Genomic DNA, 20,463 nt, shown 5'->3' on the forward strand with positions numbered 1-20,463 from the left:
GCCTGCTCGCTAGTACGGACAAGTAACCGAATTATTGAAACGAGAGCGAGGAGACTTACGAAAATGGTCGAAAAGACGAGTGAGCTAAATAATATGTGATTGTCATTTTCATTAGTTGCATGAAGCAGTTGTAATACCCCAAGCATGAAAAATTGAATACATATCAAAAAGATAATTCTCAATAACCGTTTCCGGTTGTCGTTCTGTATTAGTGTGAACAGACGCTTCGCGAAAAAAGCATTTTTATTTCGAATAAACCACGATATAGCAGAAATGAGTAGTAATTGAGGATAAACGACTTTTATTATCTCAAATAAATCTTCTCTTATGATTTCAGAGTGATTCGCATTTCCGGTCATATAAATCACCAAAGAACTGGATATGATATCGGATACGATTCCAACCCCATAACAGAGAAATAGTAGCATCAGCTTTCTTTTGATGGATATGTCTCTGAATACGAAGTGAAGAAGCAGTGCTGCCGCAATAATCGTGTTTGCAAAATGAAGAGGCATTGGGAGTATTAAAATTAAAATGTCCGTGTAAATGGAATGAATAAATGTAATTAACAATATCCTTTTGAACATATTCGGAGGTTGGGGTTCCAAAAAGGAAAAAGCAAAAAGCAAATTAATAAAGGTCTGAGGCTGGGCTACTAGGAGATCGAGTTTAAGGAAATATATGAACTCTAGCATATCTTCTGAATCTCTCCTAGGATATTCATAAAGGTAATTACTTAATATTATTTGAAGTGGGAAAATTAGGGCAAAAATACCTGTATCTGTATCCGTATCTGTATAATATAGAATTAATAATACATAATAACGCTACTATGTTTATTATTTATTGAGGTTGCCGGTCTTAAAAACAAAAAGTTTAAATGATAAAGATTTGAGGTTGAGCGACCAAGACAACTATATTCATGCATACGCATGGTATCGCTCCTATGTCCGCCAACTAGTATTACTTCTTTTATATCATTAATATATTGAAAATTCACTTTAAAAATAGTAAATCTAGATTATTTAAGTGTGAACAGGAAATAGTTCTAATAATCATGAATACGTTTTAATATCGAATATGTTAATATAATATTGAAGAAACTAGGTCTTTGGAGATAGAGGAGCACAACAACGATGAATCTATTAAAATTTGTTTTCTTTTCTTCTCTCGAGTATTTTTCGTCGTTTGTTTTTATTTTAGTGCAGTTTAGGTTTCCGCTTAAGGAAAATATTGTAAAAATAGTTTTAATTTCATTATTGTTGTCATTTGTTTCTTATTCGTTTATAAATGCAGATTTAAGTACAATCTCACCAGTAATACAGATCATTATCTTATTGATATACATACAAGTAGTGTTGAAGGTAAATATAATTAATTCAATAATTATGGTATTTACAAGCTACATTGTTTATGGATTAGTTCAAACTTGTCTTATCGCAGCGTTTACGCATGTTGGATTGATAGCAGGCGAATTAAAGGCCGAAACAAATACTGCTTTTATACTACAAGTTTCGTCTTGTTTACTCGTGCTACTCATATGTAGTCTCAATTATTATTTCAAAGGGGGTTTTAGCTTTATCGAAGCTCGTAGTAGATTTTCAAAAAACTCGTTTACTGGAAAAAATAAAGGGTTTATTGGATACATATTTTTGGCCCTAGTTATTACTGTTTTTTCAAATATCGTAATTTTAGAAAGTCCCAACCCGCCGTATTTACCTATTGCAGCAATATTACTTATTACCCTTTTCGTCCTATTTTATTTATCTTTAAAAAGGGATGAGTCGGTTGATTGACGCGATAGCAAACAAAATTGCTGTAAAACTTAAAGAAGCGAATCCGGAAGAAACAGCAAGCATTGAAATTATGAAATTTGCTTTATTCGGACTAATTCACAATATATTAACTATTACAACTGCATTATTTGTTGGGTTGTGTTTAGGACAACTACTCGAAACATTACTTGCTGCATTTAGTTTTATGATATTGCGTTTTGTATCGGGTGGATATCACTTTAAAACACCGCTGTCTTGTCTCCTCTTTTCGTCATTTGTTTTCGTAGCAATTCCATTCGTTCCAACTAATATGAGTTCATTGATAATACTAAATTTAATAAGTTTATCATTGGTATTAATATTTGCACCGTCGAATATCAAAGACCACATTAGAGTGTCTGAAAAGTATTTCCCGATTTTTAAAATCTTGTCGGCACTCTTAGTCATAATTAATATATTCATTCCGGACAATTCAATTATTACTTTGGCATTTATTATTCAATCCGTAACACTCATCACTTTCAAGGAGGTGAGCGTTAAATGAAAAGAAAAGCGGTCGCATTTATCTCGAAGTTGCTGGCAATGGCTGCTGTTGTTTTCGTTAGCACGGCTTGTTGGTGGGCAGTATACCGTCCGGAAATTCCTTCGGAATTAAAGCAGAAAACTTCTTGAAGTGAATGGGGGATGAAATCATGTCTGAAAAAATGCGCTTACTGGATCGAGACGGGAATCCGTGCGAAGTTAATGTCGAAGATCTGATCGCGATTAAACCTACGGCGGACGGTCCGGAGTTCTACACGAAGGACGGCATGTACTTCTATCCCACGACATTGGACGAATTGCTCATCTTGTTTAAGGATTTAGGCTTTGAACGTCTGGACAGAACGAACGTCGTCAACATGAATCACGTGAAGTCATTTGATCCGAAGGCACGCAAGGTATACTTTGAGCATCCAGTGACGAAGGATAGCAGATTCGCCACCGTATCGGAGGCCAACTTGAGCAAAGTCGAGCATCTGGTCAAAGAAGACGCCGCATCCTACAAATCCGTGCCGAAGACCGCACTGTTTTGGAAGGGCTGACACAAGACGAAACGAGACCGCCAAGCCGCCGAGGTTTGGTTTTTTATTTTTCGGATAATAGTCAATAACTATAAGTGAAATAGTTTCTATATATTTCATCTATTTATGTGACCGTGGTATAACTTGGTTAACGGATCGACCAAGGGGGAATCGACAATGGCAAACTCGTTCAATGGAGATACGCCGAGCCAAAAAGTGCACTGGGAAGCAAGCGGATACGACCGATCGATGGGGTTCGTATCCCAGTACGGGGAAGATGTCGTCCAATGGTTGAATCCGCTCGAGGGGGAACGCATCGTCGATTTCGGCTGCGGAACGGGGGATTTGTCGGCCAAGATCGCGGAATCGGGAGCGATAACGCACGGCGTCGATATTTCCCCGGAAATGGTCGATCGGGCTCGAGCCAAGTTCCCGCATCTGAAGTTCGAATGCGCGGACGGATCGAAGTGGAAACCGGACTTCGAGTACGATGCGGTGTTCAGCAACGCGGCGCTGCATTGGATGAAGGACGCGGAAGGGGCAATCGCGAGCATGACGAGCGGACTGAGAGGAGGCGGCCGGTTAGTCGCCGAGTTCGGCGGATACGGCAACGTCGCGAACATCGTCGAGGCAGTGAAGGAATCGCTTGCGGAGGAAGGACGGGGAGACACATTCGTCATGCCATGGTTCTTCCCGACGATCGGGCAATACGGCGCGATGCTCGAGAAACAGGGGGTGGAAGTTCGGCAAGCGGTGCTGTTCGATCGTCCGACCCCGCTCGAGAACGGGGAAGAAGGGATGAAAGATTGGCTCCGGATGTTCGGAGAAGCGATGTTTCCGAACGCGGATGAGGCGGATGCGGACAGATGGATGGACTCCGCCGTCTCCGAGTTGAAGCGGCCGGAGAGAGGTCTCTACGCGGCCGGACGTTGGACCGCCGACTACCGCCGAATCCGGATCTACGCGATCAAAGGCTGAACGATAACCGCACAATCGAATAAAAAATAGGCTTTAATCGTTCATTGACTTGAGCCGTCTACTCCGTCAGAATGGGGACATCTTAGACAGCGGGGACGGTTAGACAGCATGAAATTACTTAGAAGCTGGCAGGGCATCTTGCTGCTGGCTCTTCCATCGTTATTCGCTTTCGCGACTCAGACGCTTACGGGTACGATCAATCTGATTCTCGTCGGCGATCTCGGCTTCGTCGTCATCGCCGTCGTCGGCGTATCGAATATTATCATGTACAACGTATTCGCGATTTTCTCCGGCATCGGTCATTCGGTCAACTATCTCGTCGCGCAGAATTTTGGCGCGAAGGAGATGCGCAAGGGCATGCAGCGCATGTATCTCGCCTTGCTCGTCAGTCTGGGCGTAGCGGTCGTCATTACGGTCGCCGGTTGGCTGGCTAGCGAACGGGTGTTGGCGTTGACCGGCGGCTCGGAGGATCTCGTCTCGACGGGCAGGGAGTACTTGGAGCTTCGGTTCTACGCGATGGCGTTCGGCATTATCAGCTTCGTGTTCCACGGATTTTTCCGCGGCGTGGGCGATACCCGAACATCGATGATCGTATCGATCGTGGTGAACGTGCTGATGGTGGGCCTAACCTATGGTCTCACTTACGGACATTGGGGCTTGCCCGATTTGGGCGTCATCGGAGCGGGTTACGCGCTGCTGATCGGCGAGGCGGTGCAATTGCTCGTCTGCATGATCGTGTTCTGGGGTCCGATGCACAAGCGGTATCGGACGAGAACGATACCGAAGCCGGATTGGCTGGAGCTGAAGCTCATTTCCAGGGAAAGCGGCAAGCTCGGTCTTCAAGAGTTTTCCATGAGCATCTCCATGTACATCTTTACGATCTTCGTCCTGACGCTCGGGGATATGGCCGCCGCGGCCAACGAGGTGGCGCTCAGCATCATGTCGTTCGGCTTCATGCCGGCGTTCGCGTTCGGTTCGACCGCCACGATTCTCGTCGGCCAGGAGCTCGGGCAGCGCCGGCCGAAGCTCGCCAAGGCGGCCGGGACGAACGCTGCGGTGCTCGGTTCGATCTTCTTGATCTTGCTCGGAACGGCGGAGATTATCTGGTCGGTGCCGATCGCGAAGCTGTACAGCAACGATCCGGGCGTCTACGAGCTGGCGGCCCATCTCATCCGGGTGTCCGCATACTTGCAAATCTTCGATGGGTTCTATAATTTCTACGCGGGCGGCCTAAGAGGCATCGGGGACACGACGTTCCTGATGAAGTCGTCGTTCGTGCTCAGTATTTTCATGTTCGTGCCGCTGACCTACTTGTTCGTCATCGTGTTCGATTGGGGCAGCATCGGCGCATGGCTCGCGCTCTATTCTTTCCTGGTCGCGCTGGGCACGGCCGTTATGGTGCGCTATTACCGGACGGACTTTACGTCCGTCCAACTAAAAGTAGCTCACGCTTAATATCGGGCGGCGAGGCCGTCGCGGCGATTCAGCCGTTGACGATCTCGCCGCCGTTTACATGTAGCACTTGTCCGGCCATGTAAGACGAATCTTCGCTGGCCAGGAAGACGTAAGCAGGCGCGACCTCGTCGGGTTGTCCTGCCCTCTTCATCGGCGTATCCGAGCCGAACGAGGCGACCTTCTGCGCGTCGAACGTCGACGGAATGAGCGGCGTCCAGATCGGTCCGGGCGCGACGGCGTTCACCCGAATGCCTTGTCCGATGACGTTCGCCGAGAACGAACGGGTGAAGGCGACTTGCGCGCCTTTGGTCGCGGAATAGTCGAGCAGCGTCGGGCTTCCCTGGTAAGCGGTGACGGAAGTCGTATTGATGACCGTCGCCCCGGCTGTCAGATGGGGCATAGCGGCTTGAGTCAAGAAGAACATGCCGAACACGTTCGTGCGGAACGTACGTTCGAGTTGTTGCGGCGTAATTTGTTCGAGCTTGTCCTGCGGATGCTGCTCGGCGGCGTTGTTCACGACGGTATCGAGTCGGCCGAGAACGGATACCGTCTGGGCAACGGCATGCTTGCAAAATTCCGGCATGCCGACGTCCCCGCGTAACAGCAGGCAACGCCTGCCCTCGGCTTCGATTTGTTTCTTCGTCTCCTCGGCGTCCGCGTCTTCGTTCAGGTAGACGACGGCGACGTCCGCGCCTTCCTTGGCGAAGGCGATCGATACCGCTCGTCCGATGCCGCTGTCTCCGCCCGTGACGATGGCAACCTTACCGGACAGCTTGCCGGCGGGCTTATAGATCGGCGACTCGGCTTCGGGCAGCGGCGTCATCGCCTGCTCGATGCCGGGCATCCGATTCTGGTGCTGGGGAGGGAAGGAGGTCGGGCGCTGCGGTTGTTCAGGGGTATTGCACATCGGTTGAATCGCTCCTTTCGTTTCCCTCATAAGGATAACCAATTACGGTCGACTTAAGCGGTCCGCGCACGAACAAAAGGGCAATTCGCCGATGCGGCGGATTGCCCTTTGCCTTGTCTTGTTTTGTTTTGATACGCCTGATCTTGCGAACGTTAAGCCGGCTTGCGCGTCGTCTTCTTGCCGTCGCAGGAGAACAGCATTTTTTTGTCGTCGGACACCGTCTCGAGATGAACCGCTTTGCCCCATAGCTGAGCGAGATAAGGGAGCGTGCGTTCGACGTACTTTAAGTCCAGTTCCGTCCCTTCGTAGCTATGGGAGATGTACAACTCGCCGCTTCGTTGATAGTCCCCGTCGGTGACGACGAGATACGGAAAGCCTCCGTTTACCCTCGAATACACCATTTGGTCGCGGATATGCTCCCATGCTTTGTCCGTGATTTTCCACTCCTGGCCCTTCTTCTCGAAAATGTACAAATCCAGCTCTTCGGTCAGTTCTTTCGTCAAGTAATTGCGAATGAAAGACGGATCCGAATCCATCTCGCGCACTTCGAATATTTTTTCCCGCCCGAACCGTTTCTCGATATCCTCGAAAATTTTGAGTCCCAAATAATACGGATTCAGCGAATGGCGGGACGGCTGCACGACGGAGGAATTCAGCTTCGCGTATTCGATCGTCTCCTCGCTCGTCAGCGGGAGTTCCCGCATGATGCGTTGGTGCCAATAGGAAGCCCAGCCTTCGTTCATGATCTTCGTTTCGATCTGCGGCCAGAAGTAAAGCATCTCCTCGCGGATGATGCTCATGATGTCACGTTGCCAGTCCTCCAGATGCGGCGAATATTCCTGAATGAACCAGACGACGTCTTTCTCGGGGTTGACCGGGAACTTGCGGGGGTCTGCCGTCGCATCTGTTTTGTTTTTGTCCTTGTCCCCGGCGTTCTCGTAGCTCTCGAGCTCCCACAGATCTTCGTAAGGGGAAGAAGGTCTGGACGCGCCCCGGTCTTTGGCTTTGTCCTTCTTCTGCTGAAGCTGCGCGTTTTTCTTGTCCATGCCGTAAGGCTTGTGGATCGCGGGGTCGATATGCTCCTGAATCGCCATGACCGCGTCCAGGAAACGTTCGACTTCGGCCGCTCCGTATTCGATTTCGTACTGGCCGATCCGTTCCGCCGCGGCCGACATCGAATCGACCATGTTGCGGTTGGAGACGGAGAAGCGCGCGTTGTTCTTGAAAAAGTCGCAGTGGGCGAGCACGTGGGCGACGATAAGCTTGTTCTGCACGAGCGAGTTGCCGTCGAGCAAGAAGGCGTAACAAGGATTGGAGTTGATGACGAGCTCGTAAATCTTGCTGAGGCCGAGGTCGTATTGCATTTTCATCCGGTTAAAGGTCTTGCCGAAGCTCCAATGGCTGAACCGGGTCGGCATGCCGTAGGCTCCGAACGTGTAAATGATATCCGATGGACATACCTCGTAGCGCATCGGATAGAAGTCGAGACCGAATCTTTCGGCGATCGCCGTAATGTCCGCAATGGCTGTTTCCAGTTCACGCTGTTCCTCTTCGCGCATGCCGAGCCAAGCCCCCTGTCGGATTCAAAGATTCCACCAAGCTATGTATATGTGGGAACCGGCGCGAGCGTGTCGGGGAATTGACAGGCAGTCGCGAATATTTCCTTGAAACGGGGGCACGCTACCGAAGTCATTTTCGGCAAGCTCCAGCATCCGGGAATCGGGGGATAACGCTTATGGCGGAAAGAACGGTATTCGCATATTTCAACACGCCGGACCAGGCCGAGGAAGCGCTAAGGCAGCTGAAGCCGTTGAAGCTAGTCGACTACGCGATAGAGAGGTTCGACGGCTATACGGGCACCGGCACCGAGAGTCTGGACAAAATCGGAGGCACGATCACGGGCGATTTCGCCAGTCTGGGCAACTTGACGCTAGGCGGCGATTTCGACAATCCGGATGCGGCCAAGCTGGCTACCTCCAGCGTCAGCGCGAGCGGCTATAGCTCGGGCGGACCGGATAACCGGGTTAGCGGGAGGGACATCATGCTCGTGGCGATCGTCGAGGAAGAAGACTACGAGCGCGCGAGCCGCATCGTCCAGGACGCAGGGGCGCTTTAGCGAATTGAACAAACAATAAACGAACAAACAATGAGCCGTATCTCCCCTTGGCGGGCGCGATACGGTTTATTGTTGTCGGTTCAGGAAATGAAGAAGGCAATTGCATATTCGCCATAAACCCACGGGGGTATGTTGACAAATAAATCTACTGCGATTATAGTATTCAACATACCCCATGCGGTATACGGAATACCATGAAGACAAACATACCCTATAGGGTAATAAATGCAACTACTCTAAGGAGGATGAAAGCGACATGACTGCTACATTTACGGCGAATCAAGTATTGGATTGCAAAGGTCTTGCTTGCCCGATGCCGATCGTCAGAACGAAGAAAGCGATCGAAGCGTTGAAGCCGGGCGAAGTCATCGAGATGCAAGCGACGGATAAGGGCTCCCTGGCTGATATTCAAGGCTGGGCGAAGAACACGGGCCATCAATATCTGGGCACTTTGCATGAAGGAAACGTGCTGAAGCATTACGTACGCAAGGCGTCCGCCGACGAAGAGAAGGCGGAGACGACTTTCGAACGAACGATCTCGAACGACGAACTGCTCGATAAGCTTGAAGCGAAAGCGCCGATCGTCGTGCTTGACGTTCGGGAACCGGCCGAGTACGGCTTCGGTCATATACCGGGCGCCGTATCGATTCCGCTCGGGGAATTGGAAAACCGCCTGGGAGAACTGCCTAAGGATAACGAGATCTACGCCGTGTGCCGGACAGGTAAGCGCAGCAATTACGCCTGCTTGCTATTGAACGAGAAGGGCTACCGTGCGACGAACGTCGTTCCGGGCATGACGGATTGGACAGGACCGAAGGAGGGGAAATAACGATGACGATAACGACAACGAAGAGCGCGCATGCGATGACGGCCGGGGAAGTCACCAGAGCGATTATCGAACGGAAGCCGTTGTTTATATTGGATGTGCGCAACGAATCCGACTACGCGGATTGGAAAATCGAAGGCGGCATCGTGGAAAGCCTCAACGTCCCTTTTTTCGATTTGATCGACGGCGTGGAGGACGTATTGCCACGTCTCCCGGCCGATCGCGACGTACTCGTCGTCTGCGCGAAGGAAGGCTCGTCCGTCTTCGTGGCGGAGCAGCTTGCCGAAGCCGGCATCGAAGGCGTGCGCTACTTGCAAGGCGGCATGAAAGCTTGGAGCGAATATTTGGAGCCGGTGAAGATCGGCGACTTGAAAGACGGCGGCGAGTTGTATCAGTTCGTTCGGATGGGCAAAGGCTGTCTGTCCTACATGGCGATATCCGAAGGCGAGGCGGCGGTCGTCGATACGCTGCGGATGACGGACGTGTTCGAGGACTTCGCGAAGGCGAAAGGCGCGGTCATCAAGCATACGCTCGACACGCATTTGCACGCGGATCATATTTCCGGCGGACGCAAGCTCGCGGAGAATAGCGGCGGAACGTACTGGCTGCCGCCGAAGGATGCCGACGAAGTCGTGTTCGACTATCATCCGCTCGACGATCAAAGCCGGATCAATGTCGGCGGAACGTCCCTTTCGATCCGTCCGATATACTCCCCGGGGCATACGATCGGCAGCACGTCGATCATCGTCGACGATCGATACTTGCTCAGCGGCGACATTTTGTTCGTCGAGTCGATCGGCCGTCCGGATCTTGCGGGCAACGCCGGCGATTGGGCGGACGATCTGAGAAACACGCTGTACTCGACGTACAAAGAACTTTCCGACGACCTGCTCGTGCTTCCCGCGCACTTCGGCAAGACGAGCGAGCTGGGCGAAGGCGGTCGCGTCGCGGCTCGTCTAGGCGATCTGTTCGCCTCGAACCCGGGACTTAACATCGACAGCGAAAAGGCCTTCAGGAAGACGGTCACGACGAATTTGCCCGCGCAACCGAACGCTTACCAGGACATCAGAAGAACGAATATGGGTCGCGTTCAACCGAGCGACGACGAACAACGCGACATGGAAATCGGACCGAACCGCTGCGCGGTTCACGACAAATAAGGAGGACAAACAACATGAAAATCGATATTCAAGTAGATGCGAAGGGACTCGCTTGCCCGATGCCGATCGTCAAGGCGAAGAGAGCGTTGGACGGCTTGCGGGAAGGTCAATTGATGGAGCTTCTCGCGACGGACAAAGGGGCGTTGAACGATTTCCGGGCATGGGTGAAATCGTCCAAGAACGAATGGATCTCGCATGATGAGAAAGACGGCGTGCACAGATTCGTCATCAAGAAAGGGTGAGGCGCGATTCCGTTTCTCTCTAACCTAAGGAGGTTTTGCTCGCCATGGATATGGAGTTCGGTCTCATCATACTGCTATTCGCGATCGGTTTCGTCGGCTCGATGATATCGGGCATGGTCGGCATCGGAGGATCCATCGTTAAATACCCGATGCTGCTCTATATTCCGCCCGCTCTCGGTTACGCGGCTTATACCGCGCAGGAAGTATCGGCCATCAGCGCGGTGCAAGTGTTCTTCGCCACGCTGGCCGGAATGCTAGCCTTCCGCAAGGGAGGCTTCATCAACGGCAAGCTCGTGCTCTACATGGGCGCGGCGATCGTCGCCGGAAGCTTCGCGGGCGGTTACGGCTCGAAGTATTTGTCCGATTCCGCGATCAATACGACCTACGCGATACTGGCTCTCATCGCCGCCGTCATGATGTTCCTTCCGAAAAAAGGGGAGGAGAACGGGGATTTCGGCAAGCTGGCGTTCAATCGGGCGCTTGCGTTCGCATTGGCCGGCATTATCGGCGTCGTATCGGGAATCGTCGGTGCCGCGGGCGCGTTCATTACCGTCCCTGTCATGCTCGTCGTGCTTAAGATCCCGACGAGGGTCGCGATCGCTTCGTCGCTCGCGATTACGTTCATCTCGTCGATCGGGACGACGGCCGGCAAGGTGATGGGCGGACATATTTTGCTCGATCCGTCCATCATCATGGTCCTCGCCAGCTTGGTCGCGGCACCGCTAGGCGCGATGGTCAGCAAGAAAATGAACACGAAAGCACTTCAATGGATATTGATCGCGCTAATCGCGGCGACGGTCGTTAAGATTTGGCTCGATATTTTATCCTAATTCGATACATGGGGGACGCAATAATAATGGAAAAGGAAAAAACGACGATCGTTCTATTCAGCGGCGACTTGGACAAGGCGCTCGCGGGTTTCATCATCGCGAACGGGGCGGCGGCCTACGATCACGACGTGACGATCTTCTTCACCTTCTGGGGCTTGAACACGATGCGTAAGGAAGAAGTCGTGAAGACGAACAAAGGCTTGCTGGAGAAAGCGTTCGGTTGGATGATGCCGAGAGGCGCCAAGAAGCTGGGCTTGTCGAACATGAACATGCTCGGCATGGGGCCGAAAATGATCAAGCACGTCATGAAGAAGCACAACGCGCTTACGCTTCCGCAGTTGATCGAGCTTGCCCGAGAGCAAGGCATTAAACTCGTCGCATGTACGATGACGATGGATTTGCTCGGCTTGCGGCAGGAGGAGTTGATCGACGGCATGGAATACGCCGGCGTAGCCGCTTATCTCGGCGACGCGACGAACGCCAAGGTGAATTTGTTCATCTAAAGGCTTAAGAGATGGCACGTCCTTATTTTTTGCTCTATAATATACCGGTATAGGTATAAGATAGAGAACACGATTCAGGGAGGCGATGAACAATGGCTTACGAATATAGCGACGACATCAAGAAGAGGCTACGGCGCTTGGAAGGCCAAGTACGCGGCGTATTGCGGCTGATGGAGGAAAGAAAAGACTGCAAGGACGTTATCATGCAGCTATCGGCCGTACGTAGCGCGGCAGACAAAGCGATCGCCACCATCGTGGCGGAAAATTTGGAGCAGTGCATTCTCGAGGAGCAGCAATCGGGCGGTGACACGAAACGCATGGTGAAGGACGCGATCGAGCTGCTCGTCAAGAGCCGTTGATCCGGGATAAACGGGACGGGAGATGCGCACGATGAATACGACAACGATAATCGGCTTGTTGCTGATCGCCGCAATCGCGGTGCTGATCGTCAGAGGTAGACGCGCGGTCGGAGGTATGGCGAATTATACCCCTGAACAATTCGAGGAGAAGCTCAAGGGAACTCCGAAACCCGTGCTCGTGGACGTGCGCGAGCCGTCGGAATACGGTTCGGGTCATCTCGCGGGCGCGGTGAACCTCCCTTTGTCCGGACTTAGGGGTTCGCTAGGCAAGCTACCTAAAGACCGCGAAATTCTGCTGTACTGCCGAAGCGGCATGAGGAGCAAGCAAGCCGGCGCGGTACTGCGCGGAAACGGAATCGAGAACTTAGGCCATCTGCAGGGCGGCATTTCCTCTTGGAAAGGAAAAGTCGTCCGCTAACGAAAACGGAGGGCGATGCCGCTCGGCGACGACGGGTTGAAGGCGATCGCGGCGGAAGTCGAGGCGATGTTAATCGAAGCGATCGATCGAATCCGCGAAAAGGATTTTCATCGACGTAAAGCCGGGCGCGGGAGCGCTCGGCTATTTATGTTATTTTACATAACGCGTTCATTCATTTGTTGTGATATCCATCGTATAAACTATTCTTTTTCGTATTTTTCACAATTTTACGTTAGATTTATTGACGTATATATAACGTAAATATATAGTTCTCTATAGAACGTTAGTCGATTACGTCTTGCGCGCGGTCGAGCGACGGCAGAGGAAGCCACATAAGTAGAGGAGAGGTCATCATGGTCAAAAAGGGTTGGGTAGTCGTCTTGGCTTTATTGATGGTTTTTACGGTTGCATGCTCCAACAATAACAACGAGAATACGTCGTCGCCATCGGCGAGCGCGAGCGCTCCGGCATCGACGGAGTCGGCCGCCGGCAGCGCGTCCGCATCGCCTTCCGCGTCGGAGAAGCCGTTGCCGAAAGTCGCTTTCGTCTACATCGGCGTACCGGGAGACGGAGGCTGGACGTACCAGCACGACCAAGGAAGACTCGAAATGGAAAAAGAGTTCGGCATAAAATCGACGGTCGTCGAGAACGTGCCGGAAGGTCCGGACGCGGAGCGCGTATTCGAGGATTTGGCGAAGGACAACGACATCATCATCGGTACGAGCTTCGGCTACATGGACTCGATGGTCGCCGTCGCCGCCAAGCATCCGGATAAAATTTTCCTCCATAATACCGGGTACAAAACGGCAGAAAACTTGTCTACCTACATGGGCCGGGAATATCAAAGCAATTATCTCGTCGGCATGACGGCGGGCAAAATGACGAAAAACAAAAAGATCGGCTACGTCGGGGCGTTCCCGATTCCGGAAGTCGTCTATTCCATCAACGCGTTCACCCTCGGCGCCCAAAGCGTCAATCCGGACATCGAAGTGTCGGTCGTCTGGAGCAACACGTGGTTCGATCCGACGGTGGAACGCCAAGCGGCGGTCAGCTTGCTGGATAAAGGCGTAGACGTCATCGCGGCGTACCAGGATTCCCCGGCCAGCATCCAAGCGGGCGCGGAGAAGGGCGTATGGGGCGTCGGCAACGACTCCGACATGGGCAAATACGCGCCGGATACTTACTTGACGAACAACGTCTGGGATTGGGGCCCGTATTACATCGATACGGTCAAGAAATACATGGACGGCACTTGGAAATCCGAAGCTTATTGGGGCCATATGAGCACGGGCATCGTCGATCTGGCGCCGTTCGGCAAAAACGTTCCTCAGGACGTACGCGACCTGGTCGAAGCGAAGAAAAAGGAAATCATCGACGGCACGTTCGAAGTGTTCACCGGTCCGATTACCGACCAATCCGGCAAGGTGCACGGCGAAGCGGGCAAACCGTTGTCCGACGAAGAAGTGCTGTCGACGAACTGGTTCGTTAAAGGCGTTAGCGGAACGATTCCGCAATAAACGGAATAGAAGCGGACAGATAAGGAAGGGGCAACGGCCATGACAGCGGATTTGTCTCCCGCCATGCTGGATCAATGGTATCCGGTCTTAATCTCCTCGGAACTACGCGACGAACCGGTGTCGGCGATGCTGCTCGGGCAACAAATCGTGCTGTTCCGGACCTCGAAGGGCGTTCACGCGTTCAAGGATCTGTGCATTCACCGGGGCGTTCCGCTTTCGCTCGGACGCATCGAGGGCGACGAGCTCGTGTGCGCTTACCACGGCTGGAGGTACGATGGTTGCGGCGCTTGCGTCCGCATCCCGTCGTTGCCGCCGGAGCGGGCGATACCGGACAAGGCGAAGGCGATCGCGTACTCTTGCATCGAAGAGCACGGTATCGTCTGGGCGAGCATCGGCCGACCGGAGACCGAGAAACCGAACTTTTTCTCCCATATGAACGCCGATCACAAAGTCGTGAGAATGGGGCCCTACGAGCTTGAAGCCGCGGGGCCGCGCATCGTCGAGAACTTCTTGGACGTCTCGCACCTCATGTTCGTTCACGAAGGGCTTCTCGGGGATAGCCGCTATTCCGAAATCCAAGATTATCGGGTGAACGAAGCCGAAGGCGTCTTGCGCACGGACGAGATCGTCGTGTTCCAGCCGGACGCGGACGGCCGGGGGAAAAGCATGAACAGCCATTATGTATACGAAGTATACGGACCGTTCACGGCCGCGCTCGTCAAGCGCAATCCGGACAACGGGGAGCTGTTCCATCTGTTCCTTGCGGTGTTGCCGATTACGGAGACGAAAAGCAGGGCGTTCATGCTGAAAGCCCGGAGCTACGATCTGGAGGCGCCTGACGAAGCGTTCGTCTCGTTCCAGGATACGCTCATCGAGCAGGACCGGGTGATGGTCGAGAATCAGAATCCGGATCTGTTGCCGCTCGACTTGCAGGCGGAGCTTCATCTGGTCTGCGACCGGATGAGTATCGCCTATAGGCAAAGGCTGAAGGCTTGGGGCGTGACGTTCGGCACGGCATAAGTACCGGGGAGGAACCCCGCGCGACGATTCGGTCGCGCGGGGTTTCTTTGTCTTCGGGCATGGAGGAGGGCGGCAGGCTTTTCTTCGGAACCGATCATTGAATTTAGAATATGCGCATGATAAAATTCAAGATTACGAAGAAGTGCTGTCAGGGGAGTGGAAAGCGAATGAGTAACGAATCTTCGACCCCTCGGGAAGAGGAAGAAGAGAGGCTGTTGACGGTGCTCGAGCAAGTCGGGCGACGGATGCGCAAGGAGTCGGCCCTGCTCGGCGAACGGCGCGAGGACGTCGTCGGCATTCGCCAGGAATTCTGGGACGACGTTCGCGTAAACTTCTCGGATTCGACCGAAGTCGGCGAGACGTGGAGCAGCATCATGCAACAGAAAGAGCTGCTCGTCGAGCGCGAACGAAGCCATCGCATCGCGACGGAAGTCGTCGACCGGTTGACGAAGCAGTTCGACTCGCCGTACTTCGCGCGCATCGATTTCTCGGAGAAGGGAGCCGGAGGCGGCGCCGAAGCGATCTACATCGGGCGCGCTTCCCTCGTCGGCGAGGACGGGGACACGTTCTACGTGTACGATTGGCGGGCGCCGGTATCGAGCCTGTTCTACGATCACGAACCTGGCCCCGCGGCCTATCGCGTTCCCGACGGGCAGATCGAAGGCGAATTATCGCTGAAGCGGCAATTCGTCATTCGCGGCGGACAGATGAAGCATATGTTCGACACGTCGGAGACGGTCGGGGACGAAATTCTGCAAGCGGTTCTCTCCGAAGGCTCGGACACCGCGATGAAGAGCATCGTCGCGACGATCCAGAAGGAGCAGAACGGCATCATTCGGGACGAGAAGCATAAGCTGCTCGTCGTGCAAGGAGCGGCGGGAAGCGGCAAGACGTCCGCCGCCCTGCAGCGGATCGCTTACTTGCTCTACCGGTTCCGGGAGACGCTCGGGCCGAACCAGATCATTCTCTTCTCCCCGAACCCCGTGTTCAAGGGGTACATTTCCCGCGTCCTTCCCGACTTGGGCGAAGCGAACATGCGGCAAATGACGTTCCGCGAGCTGGTCGAGGCGAGACTCGGCCGCAGGTTCGAGGTGGAGGACTTGTTCTCCCAGACCGAAGCGCTGTCGGATGAGAACGGCGAGAACGCGGGAGAGGCGAGGGAACGGGCCGTCAGGTATAAGGGCTCGGAGCATTTTTTCGCGACGGTGGAGACTTACCTGAAGAAGCTCGAGAAGGGCGGCGTCCGGTTCCGTCCGCTTCGGTTCCGCGGCATGTCCATCGCGACGGAAGAAGAAATCGCCGAAAGGTTCTACGCCATTCAAGCATCGGACGGATTCGGCACGCGCGCGGCTAACGTGAGGCGCTGGCTGCTGGAGAAGCTGAACGGCTGGATCGATTCTCAGATGGACGAGAAATGGGTGGAGGAAGCCGCGGAGCTCGTCGAGATCGAGGACATTCAGCGGGCATACGTCGATATTCGGCGCAAGGGCGGCTTCCACGACGAAGTGTTCGACGACGAAGAGCAGATGAGCATTCGGTTGAAGCGCCGGGTCGCGGAAGAGAGCATCGCGCCGCTCGTGAAAGCGGTGCGCGGGTATCGCTTCATCGACGGACCGGAAGTGTACAGGGAATTGTTCGAGAACCGCGGCGTGTTCATGGCGTGCGCGCCGGAAGGCAAGCTTCCTCCGAACATCGAGTGGATGCTGCAGCGGATCGACGATTCGTTCGGCCGCAAGCAGATCGATCACGAGGACGCGACGCCTCTCATGTATATATCGGAGGCGCTCGAGGGCTTCCGCAAAGTCGAAGGCGACATCGAGCACGTATTCGTGGACGAGGCGCAGGACTATTCGCCGTTCCAGGCCGCTTATTTGCGCCGCCGTTATCCGCGTGCGCGGTTTACCGTTCTGGGAGACTTTAACCAGGCGATCTACCTGCAGTCCCAGGAAAGCGGCGGGTTCGGCGGCTGGACGAGGTTGATGGCGCCGGAGACGACGTCGGTCTTGAAGCTGACGACGAGTTATCGTTCGACGGAACAGATCGTGGCCTATACGAAAAAGATCCTATCGCCGGAAGACGCCGCGAGCATCACGGCCTTCCATCGGAGCGGCGAGGAACCGAGATTGACGACGTGCGGCGACGGGGGCATCCTCGGCCAAAGCGTGGCCGAAGGCATCGTCGAGCTGTCCGCCCGCGGGTACGGCACGATCGGCGTCATCGCCAAGACGGCGCGCGAATCTGGCAACGCCGCGGCCGTACTGAAGGAGTTGCTGCCGGACGAAATCCCGGTAACGCTCGTGACCGGAGGGGCGGCGCAATTGCCGAAAGGCGTATCGGTGCTGCCGTCGTATCTCGCCAAGGGCATCGAGTTCGACGCGGTGCTCGTCTGGGATGCCTCCGCCGCGCAATACGGCAAAGAAAAGGACCGCAAGCTGTTGTACACCGTATGCACGAGGGCGCTGCACGTGCTGCGCGTCTTTACGATCGGCGAGCCTTCTCCTTGGCTTCCCGCGGATGATGAGGAGAGTGTGAGGAATGGTCAATAAAGCCGCGCTCGACGCGCTGAAAACGTATTACGGCTACGATTCTTTCCGCTCGGGCCAAGGCAAGCTGATCGAGGCGATATTGGCGGGCCAGGACGTGCTCGGCATTATGCCGACGGGAGCCGGTAAGTCGATCTGTTATCAGATTCCGGCGCTGCTGCTCGACGGCGTCACGATCGTCGTATCGCCGCTTATTTCCTTGATGAAGGATCAGGTCGACGCCTTGAATTCGGCGGGCATCGAAGCGACCTTCATCAATAGTTCCTTGTCGCTTAAGGAGACGAACGAACGGATGCGGCATGTGGCGGCCGGGCATTACAAGCTGCTGTACGTCGCTCCCGAACGGCTCGAGTCGGAATACTTCCGGGAACTCGTCCGCAAGCTCGAAGTTCCGCTCGTCGCGGTGGACGAAGCCCACTGCGTTTCGCAGTGGGGGCACGATTTCCGTCCGAGCTACATGACGATCGCGACGTTACTTCGGGACATCGAGCCGCGGCCGGTCATGGCGGCGTTCACGGCGACGGCGACGGACGTCGTCAAGGACGATATCGTGAATCGGCTTCGGCTGGTCAAGCCCGCCCGCGTCACGACCGGTTATGCCCGCGACAATCTGGCGCTGTCCGTCGTCAAGAACGCGGACAAGCGGGATTACGTGGAACGGTTCATCCGGGAGCGTCCGGATCAAGCGGGCATCATCTACGCCTCGACAAGGCGGGAGGTGGAGAGCGTTCATGCGTTCGTCCGATCGCTCGGCATATCGGTCGGCAAGTACCATGCCGGATTGCCGGAAGAAGAGCGGGAAGCGACCCAAGAGGCGTTCCAACGGGACGACTTGCAATTGATCGTGGCGACGAACGCGTTCGGGATGGGCATCGACAAGTCCAACGTCCGGTACGTCATCCACAACAACATGCCGAAAAATCTAGAGGCGTATTACCAGGAAGCGGGACGCGCGGGACGCGACGGCGATCCGGGGGAATGCGTGCTGTTGTTCTCGCCGCAGGACGTCGTCACGCAGAAGTTCTTCATCGACCGGAGCGAGGCGGGCGACGAGCGGAAGACGAACGATTATCGGCTGTTGAACGAAATGGTGCAGTACGTCCATACCGGCGAGTGTCTGCAGCTGACGATCGTGCGCTACTTCGGCGAGGAGAACGGAGAACGTTGCGCCACCTGTTCGAACTGCGCGGATACGCGCGAGACGAAGGACGTGACGGAAGAAGCGAAGTTCATCTTCGCCTGCGTGTCGGAGATGAAGCAGCGGTTCGGCGTCACGCTGACGGCCAAAGTGCTTCGCGGCGCGAACGACGCGAAGATCAAGCAGTTCGGCTTCGATCGGCTGAGAAGCTATGGAAGGCTGCAGGCGGTGCCGGAGAAACGTCTGACGGGACTTATCCACGGCCTCGTCGCGGACGGGTACCTGACGATGTCCGATTCGCAGTACCCGGTCGTCCAATTGACGGAACGTGTGCTCGGCGTCATGCGCGGGGAAAGCAGCGTCTTCCAGAAGGTCGAGCCGGAGGTCGCTCCTTCTTCGAGAAGCGGCGGGCGAAGATCCGGCGGCTCGTCCGCGTCGATCGCCGTGTCCAATCCGGCGTTGTTCGACGAGCTGCGCAAGCTGCGCAAGCGAATCGCGGACGAAGAGCGGCTGCCGCCGTTCGTCATCTTCCACGACGCGACGCTGCGCGAGATGTGCGAGGCGATGCCGCGGACGGAACGCGAGATGAAGAGCGTCAAAGGGGTCGGCGACGGCAAATACGCGAAGTACGGCAGGGCGTTTCTGGAACTGATTCAGGATTATTCATAAGCGATAGAGAAGGAGCCGACTCGCGGGAGTCGGCTCCTTGTATTTTGTTGCGCTAAGTCGCTGAATGCGCCGAAATAACGTCGCCCCGCGCCGCTAAATCCGCGAAATCGCTTGATGCGCCAAAATAACGTCGCGCCGCGCCGCTAAATCTGCTAAATCGCTTGAATGCGCCGAAATAACGTCGCCCCGCGTCGCTAAATCCGCGAAATCGCTGAATGCGCCGAAATAACGTCGCCCCGCGCCGCTAAATCCACGAAATCGCTGAATGCGCCGAAATAACGTCGCCCCGCGCCGCTTAATTCACGAAATTGCTTGCTTCCCCACGACGTACTCGCTCAAGCGTACTTGATCTCGACCGGCACCATGTTCGCCTTCTGCGGATGCCACTTCGGCATGCCGAACTTTTTCATGTAACCGAGCACGTTTATGTAATTCGATACGCTTTGTTCCTCGTTCATCTTCTCGAGCAGCTTCCAGCAGGCGATCACGTCGTTGAGCGAGCGGTGGGCCCCTTCGAGCGCGATGCCGTATCGTTGGGACATTTCTTTGAGGTTATGCGGGTATGTATGGCGTTCCCTGGCTATCGTCAGCGTATCGAGAAAATCGTTCGGGAACGACCGATTCGCCAGCCGGAGCAACGTGTGATGCAGGAAGCCGAGGTCGAACATCGCGTTATGCGCTACGATCGTGCTGTCTCCGATTAACCGGTTAAGAATGCGGAACGCCGTTTCTTCGTCCATGCCGTTCACGAGATCCGCGCCCGTGATGCCGGTGATTTCTGTAATCTTAGGAGCGAGCGCGCCGTCGAAGCGGATGAGCGTCTGGAATTGGCTGACGATCTCGCCGCCGAAGCAGCGGATCGCCGCCACCTCGATGACGCGGTCGCGCGACGGGTCGAGACCGCTCGTCTCGAAGTCGAGCACCGTAATATTATCGAGTTTCATAG

General features: G+C 54.3%; 21 protein-coding genes. 18 read left to right on the forward strand and 3 right to left on the reverse strand.

Going from position 1 to position 20,463, the window contains the following annotated elements; all coding sequences use genetic code 11:
* Positions 1-1,136 precede the first annotated feature (1,136 nt).
* From ACFPPD_RS13825 to ACFPPD_RS13850, 6 genes are all read left to right on the forward strand, one after another.
* A complete protein-coding gene (locus tag ACFPPD_RS13825) occupies positions 1,137-1,796 on the forward strand; it encodes a hypothetical protein (protein ID WP_209749677.1) in 660 nt (219 codons plus the stop codon).
* On the forward strand, positions 1,789-2,319 hold the full coding sequence (locus ACFPPD_RS13830; RefSeq protein WP_209749676.1) for an accessory gene regulator ArgB-like protein: 531 nt from the start codon (positions 1,789-1,791) through the stop codon (positions 2,317-2,319). Before ACFPPD_RS13825 ends, ACFPPD_RS13830 begins: the two co-directional genes overlap by 8 nt.
* Positions 2,316-2,447 carry a cyclic lactone autoinducer peptide gene (locus ACFPPD_RS13835; protein ID WP_209749675.1) on the forward strand — a complete coding sequence of 44 codons (132 nt, stop codon included), beginning with the start codon at positions 2,316-2,318 and terminating at the stop codon, positions 2,445-2,447. The genes ACFPPD_RS13830 and ACFPPD_RS13835 overlap by 4 nt, the downstream gene beginning before the upstream one ends.
* A gap of 20 nt (positions 2,448-2,467) precedes the next feature.
* Complete coding sequence (locus ACFPPD_RS13840; RefSeq protein ID WP_209749674.1) at positions 2,468-2,857, forward strand: LytTR family DNA-binding domain-containing protein; 390 nt, start codon at positions 2,468-2,470, stop codon at positions 2,855-2,857.
* A gap of 156 nt (positions 2,858-3,013) precedes the next feature.
* Positions 3,014-3,814: a class I SAM-dependent methyltransferase gene (locus tag ACFPPD_RS13845; RefSeq protein WP_209749673.1), complete on the forward strand. Its 801-nt coding sequence runs from the start codon at positions 3,014-3,016 to the stop codon at positions 3,812-3,814.
* Positions 3,815-3,922: 108 nt separating this feature from the next.
* Positions 3,923-5,269, forward strand: a complete 1,347-nt coding sequence (locus ACFPPD_RS13850) for an MATE family efflux transporter (RefSeq protein ID WP_209749672.1) — start codon at positions 3,923-3,925, stop codon at positions 5,267-5,269.
* Positions 5,270-5,297: 28 nt separating this feature from the next.
* Here the strand turns inward: ACFPPD_RS13850 and ACFPPD_RS13855 are convergent, their stop codons facing one another.
* Both ACFPPD_RS13855 and ACFPPD_RS13860 read right to left on the reverse strand, forming a co-directional pair.
* Positions 5,298-6,176: an SDR family oxidoreductase gene (locus tag ACFPPD_RS13855; RefSeq protein WP_209749671.1), complete on the reverse strand. Its 879-nt coding sequence runs from the start codon at positions 6,174-6,176 to the stop codon at positions 5,298-5,300.
* 152 nt (positions 6,177-6,328) lie between these two features.
* A complete protein-coding gene (locus ACFPPD_RS13860; protein WP_209749670.1) occupies positions 6,329-7,735 on the reverse strand; it encodes a SpoVR family protein in 1,407 nt (468 codons plus the stop codon).
* Positions 7,736-7,911: 176 nt separating this feature from the next.
* On the opposite strand from ACFPPD_RS13860, the gene ACFPPD_RS13865 reads away from it, so the two are divergent.
* The 12 genes from ACFPPD_RS13865 (at position 7,912) to recQ (ending at position 19,517) form a co-directional block, all read left to right on the forward strand.
* Positions 7,912-8,292 (forward strand): hypothetical protein, encoded by a 381-nt coding sequence (locus tag ACFPPD_RS13865; RefSeq protein WP_209749669.1) that lies wholly within the window; start codon positions 7,912-7,914, stop codon positions 8,290-8,292.
* Between the two features lie 256 nt (positions 8,293-8,548).
* Positions 8,549-9,121: a sulfurtransferase TusA family protein gene (locus ACFPPD_RS13870; protein ID WP_209749668.1), complete on the forward strand. Its 573-nt coding sequence runs from the start codon at positions 8,549-8,551 to the stop codon at positions 9,119-9,121.
* A 2-nt stretch (positions 9,122-9,123) separates the two neighbouring features.
* A complete protein-coding gene (locus tag ACFPPD_RS13875; RefSeq protein ID WP_209749667.1) occupies positions 9,124-10,278 on the forward strand; it encodes an MBL fold metallo-hydrolase in 1,155 nt (384 codons plus the stop codon).
* Between the two features lie 14 nt (positions 10,279-10,292).
* Positions 10,293-10,520: a sulfurtransferase TusA family protein gene (locus ACFPPD_RS13880; protein ID WP_209749666.1), complete on the forward strand. Its 228-nt coding sequence runs from the start codon at positions 10,293-10,295 to the stop codon at positions 10,518-10,520.
* Between the two features lie 50 nt (positions 10,521-10,570).
* The gene (locus tag ACFPPD_RS13885) at positions 10,571-11,350 is read left to right on the forward strand and encodes a sulfite exporter TauE/SafE family protein (RefSeq protein WP_378082518.1); all 780 of its coding nucleotides are present in this window, start codon (positions 10,571-10,573) and stop codon (positions 11,348-11,350) included.
* Between the two features lie 26 nt (positions 11,351-11,376).
* Positions 11,377-11,853 (forward strand): DsrE/DsrF/DrsH-like family protein, encoded by a 477-nt coding sequence (locus tag ACFPPD_RS13890; RefSeq protein WP_209749664.1) that lies wholly within the window; start codon positions 11,377-11,379, stop codon positions 11,851-11,853.
* 92 nt (positions 11,854-11,945) lie between these two features.
* Positions 11,946-12,212 carry a metal-sensitive transcriptional regulator gene (locus tag ACFPPD_RS13895; RefSeq protein ID WP_209749663.1) on the forward strand — a complete coding sequence of 89 codons (267 nt, stop codon included), beginning with the start codon at positions 11,946-11,948 and terminating at the stop codon, positions 12,210-12,212.
* Positions 12,213-12,243: 31 nt separating this feature from the next.
* Complete coding sequence (locus tag ACFPPD_RS13900; protein WP_209749662.1) at positions 12,244-12,630, forward strand: rhodanese-like domain-containing protein; 387 nt, start codon at positions 12,244-12,246, stop codon at positions 12,628-12,630.
* 353 nt (positions 12,631-12,983) lie between these two features.
* Positions 12,984-14,147 (forward strand): BMP family ABC transporter substrate-binding protein, encoded by a 1,164-nt coding sequence (locus ACFPPD_RS13905; protein ID WP_209749661.1) that lies wholly within the window; start codon positions 12,984-12,986, stop codon positions 14,145-14,147.
* A 39-nt stretch (positions 14,148-14,186) separates the two neighbouring features.
* Positions 14,187-15,167 carry an aromatic ring-hydroxylating dioxygenase subunit alpha gene (locus ACFPPD_RS13910; protein WP_378082493.1) on the forward strand — a complete coding sequence of 327 codons (981 nt, stop codon included), beginning with the start codon at positions 14,187-14,189 and terminating at the stop codon, positions 15,165-15,167.
* 167 nt (positions 15,168-15,334) lie between these two features.
* Positions 15,335-17,713 carry an RNA polymerase recycling motor HelD gene (gene helD / locus ACFPPD_RS13915; protein WP_209749660.1) on the forward strand — a complete coding sequence of 793 codons (2,379 nt, stop codon included), beginning with the start codon at positions 15,335-15,337 and terminating at the stop codon, positions 17,711-17,713.
* Positions 17,703-19,517 (forward strand): DNA helicase RecQ, encoded by a 1,815-nt coding sequence (gene recQ / locus ACFPPD_RS13920; RefSeq protein ID WP_209749659.1) that lies wholly within the window; start codon positions 17,703-17,705, stop codon positions 19,515-19,517. The genes helD and recQ overlap by 11 nt, the downstream gene beginning before the upstream one ends.
* A gap of 335 nt (positions 19,518-19,852) precedes the next feature.
* Here recQ and ACFPPD_RS13925 read toward each other — a convergent pair whose 3' ends face one another.
* Complete coding sequence (locus tag ACFPPD_RS13925; protein ID WP_209749658.1) at positions 19,853-20,461, reverse strand: 3'-5' exonuclease; 609 nt, start codon at positions 20,459-20,461, stop codon at positions 19,853-19,855.
* Positions 20,462-20,463: the final 2 nt, after the last annotated feature.

Source organism: Cohnella suwonensis, assembly GCF_042655365.1.
In the GTDB taxonomy this organism is placed as follows: domain Bacteria; phylum Bacillota; class Bacilli; order Paenibacillales; family Paenibacillaceae; genus Cohnella; species Cohnella suwonensis.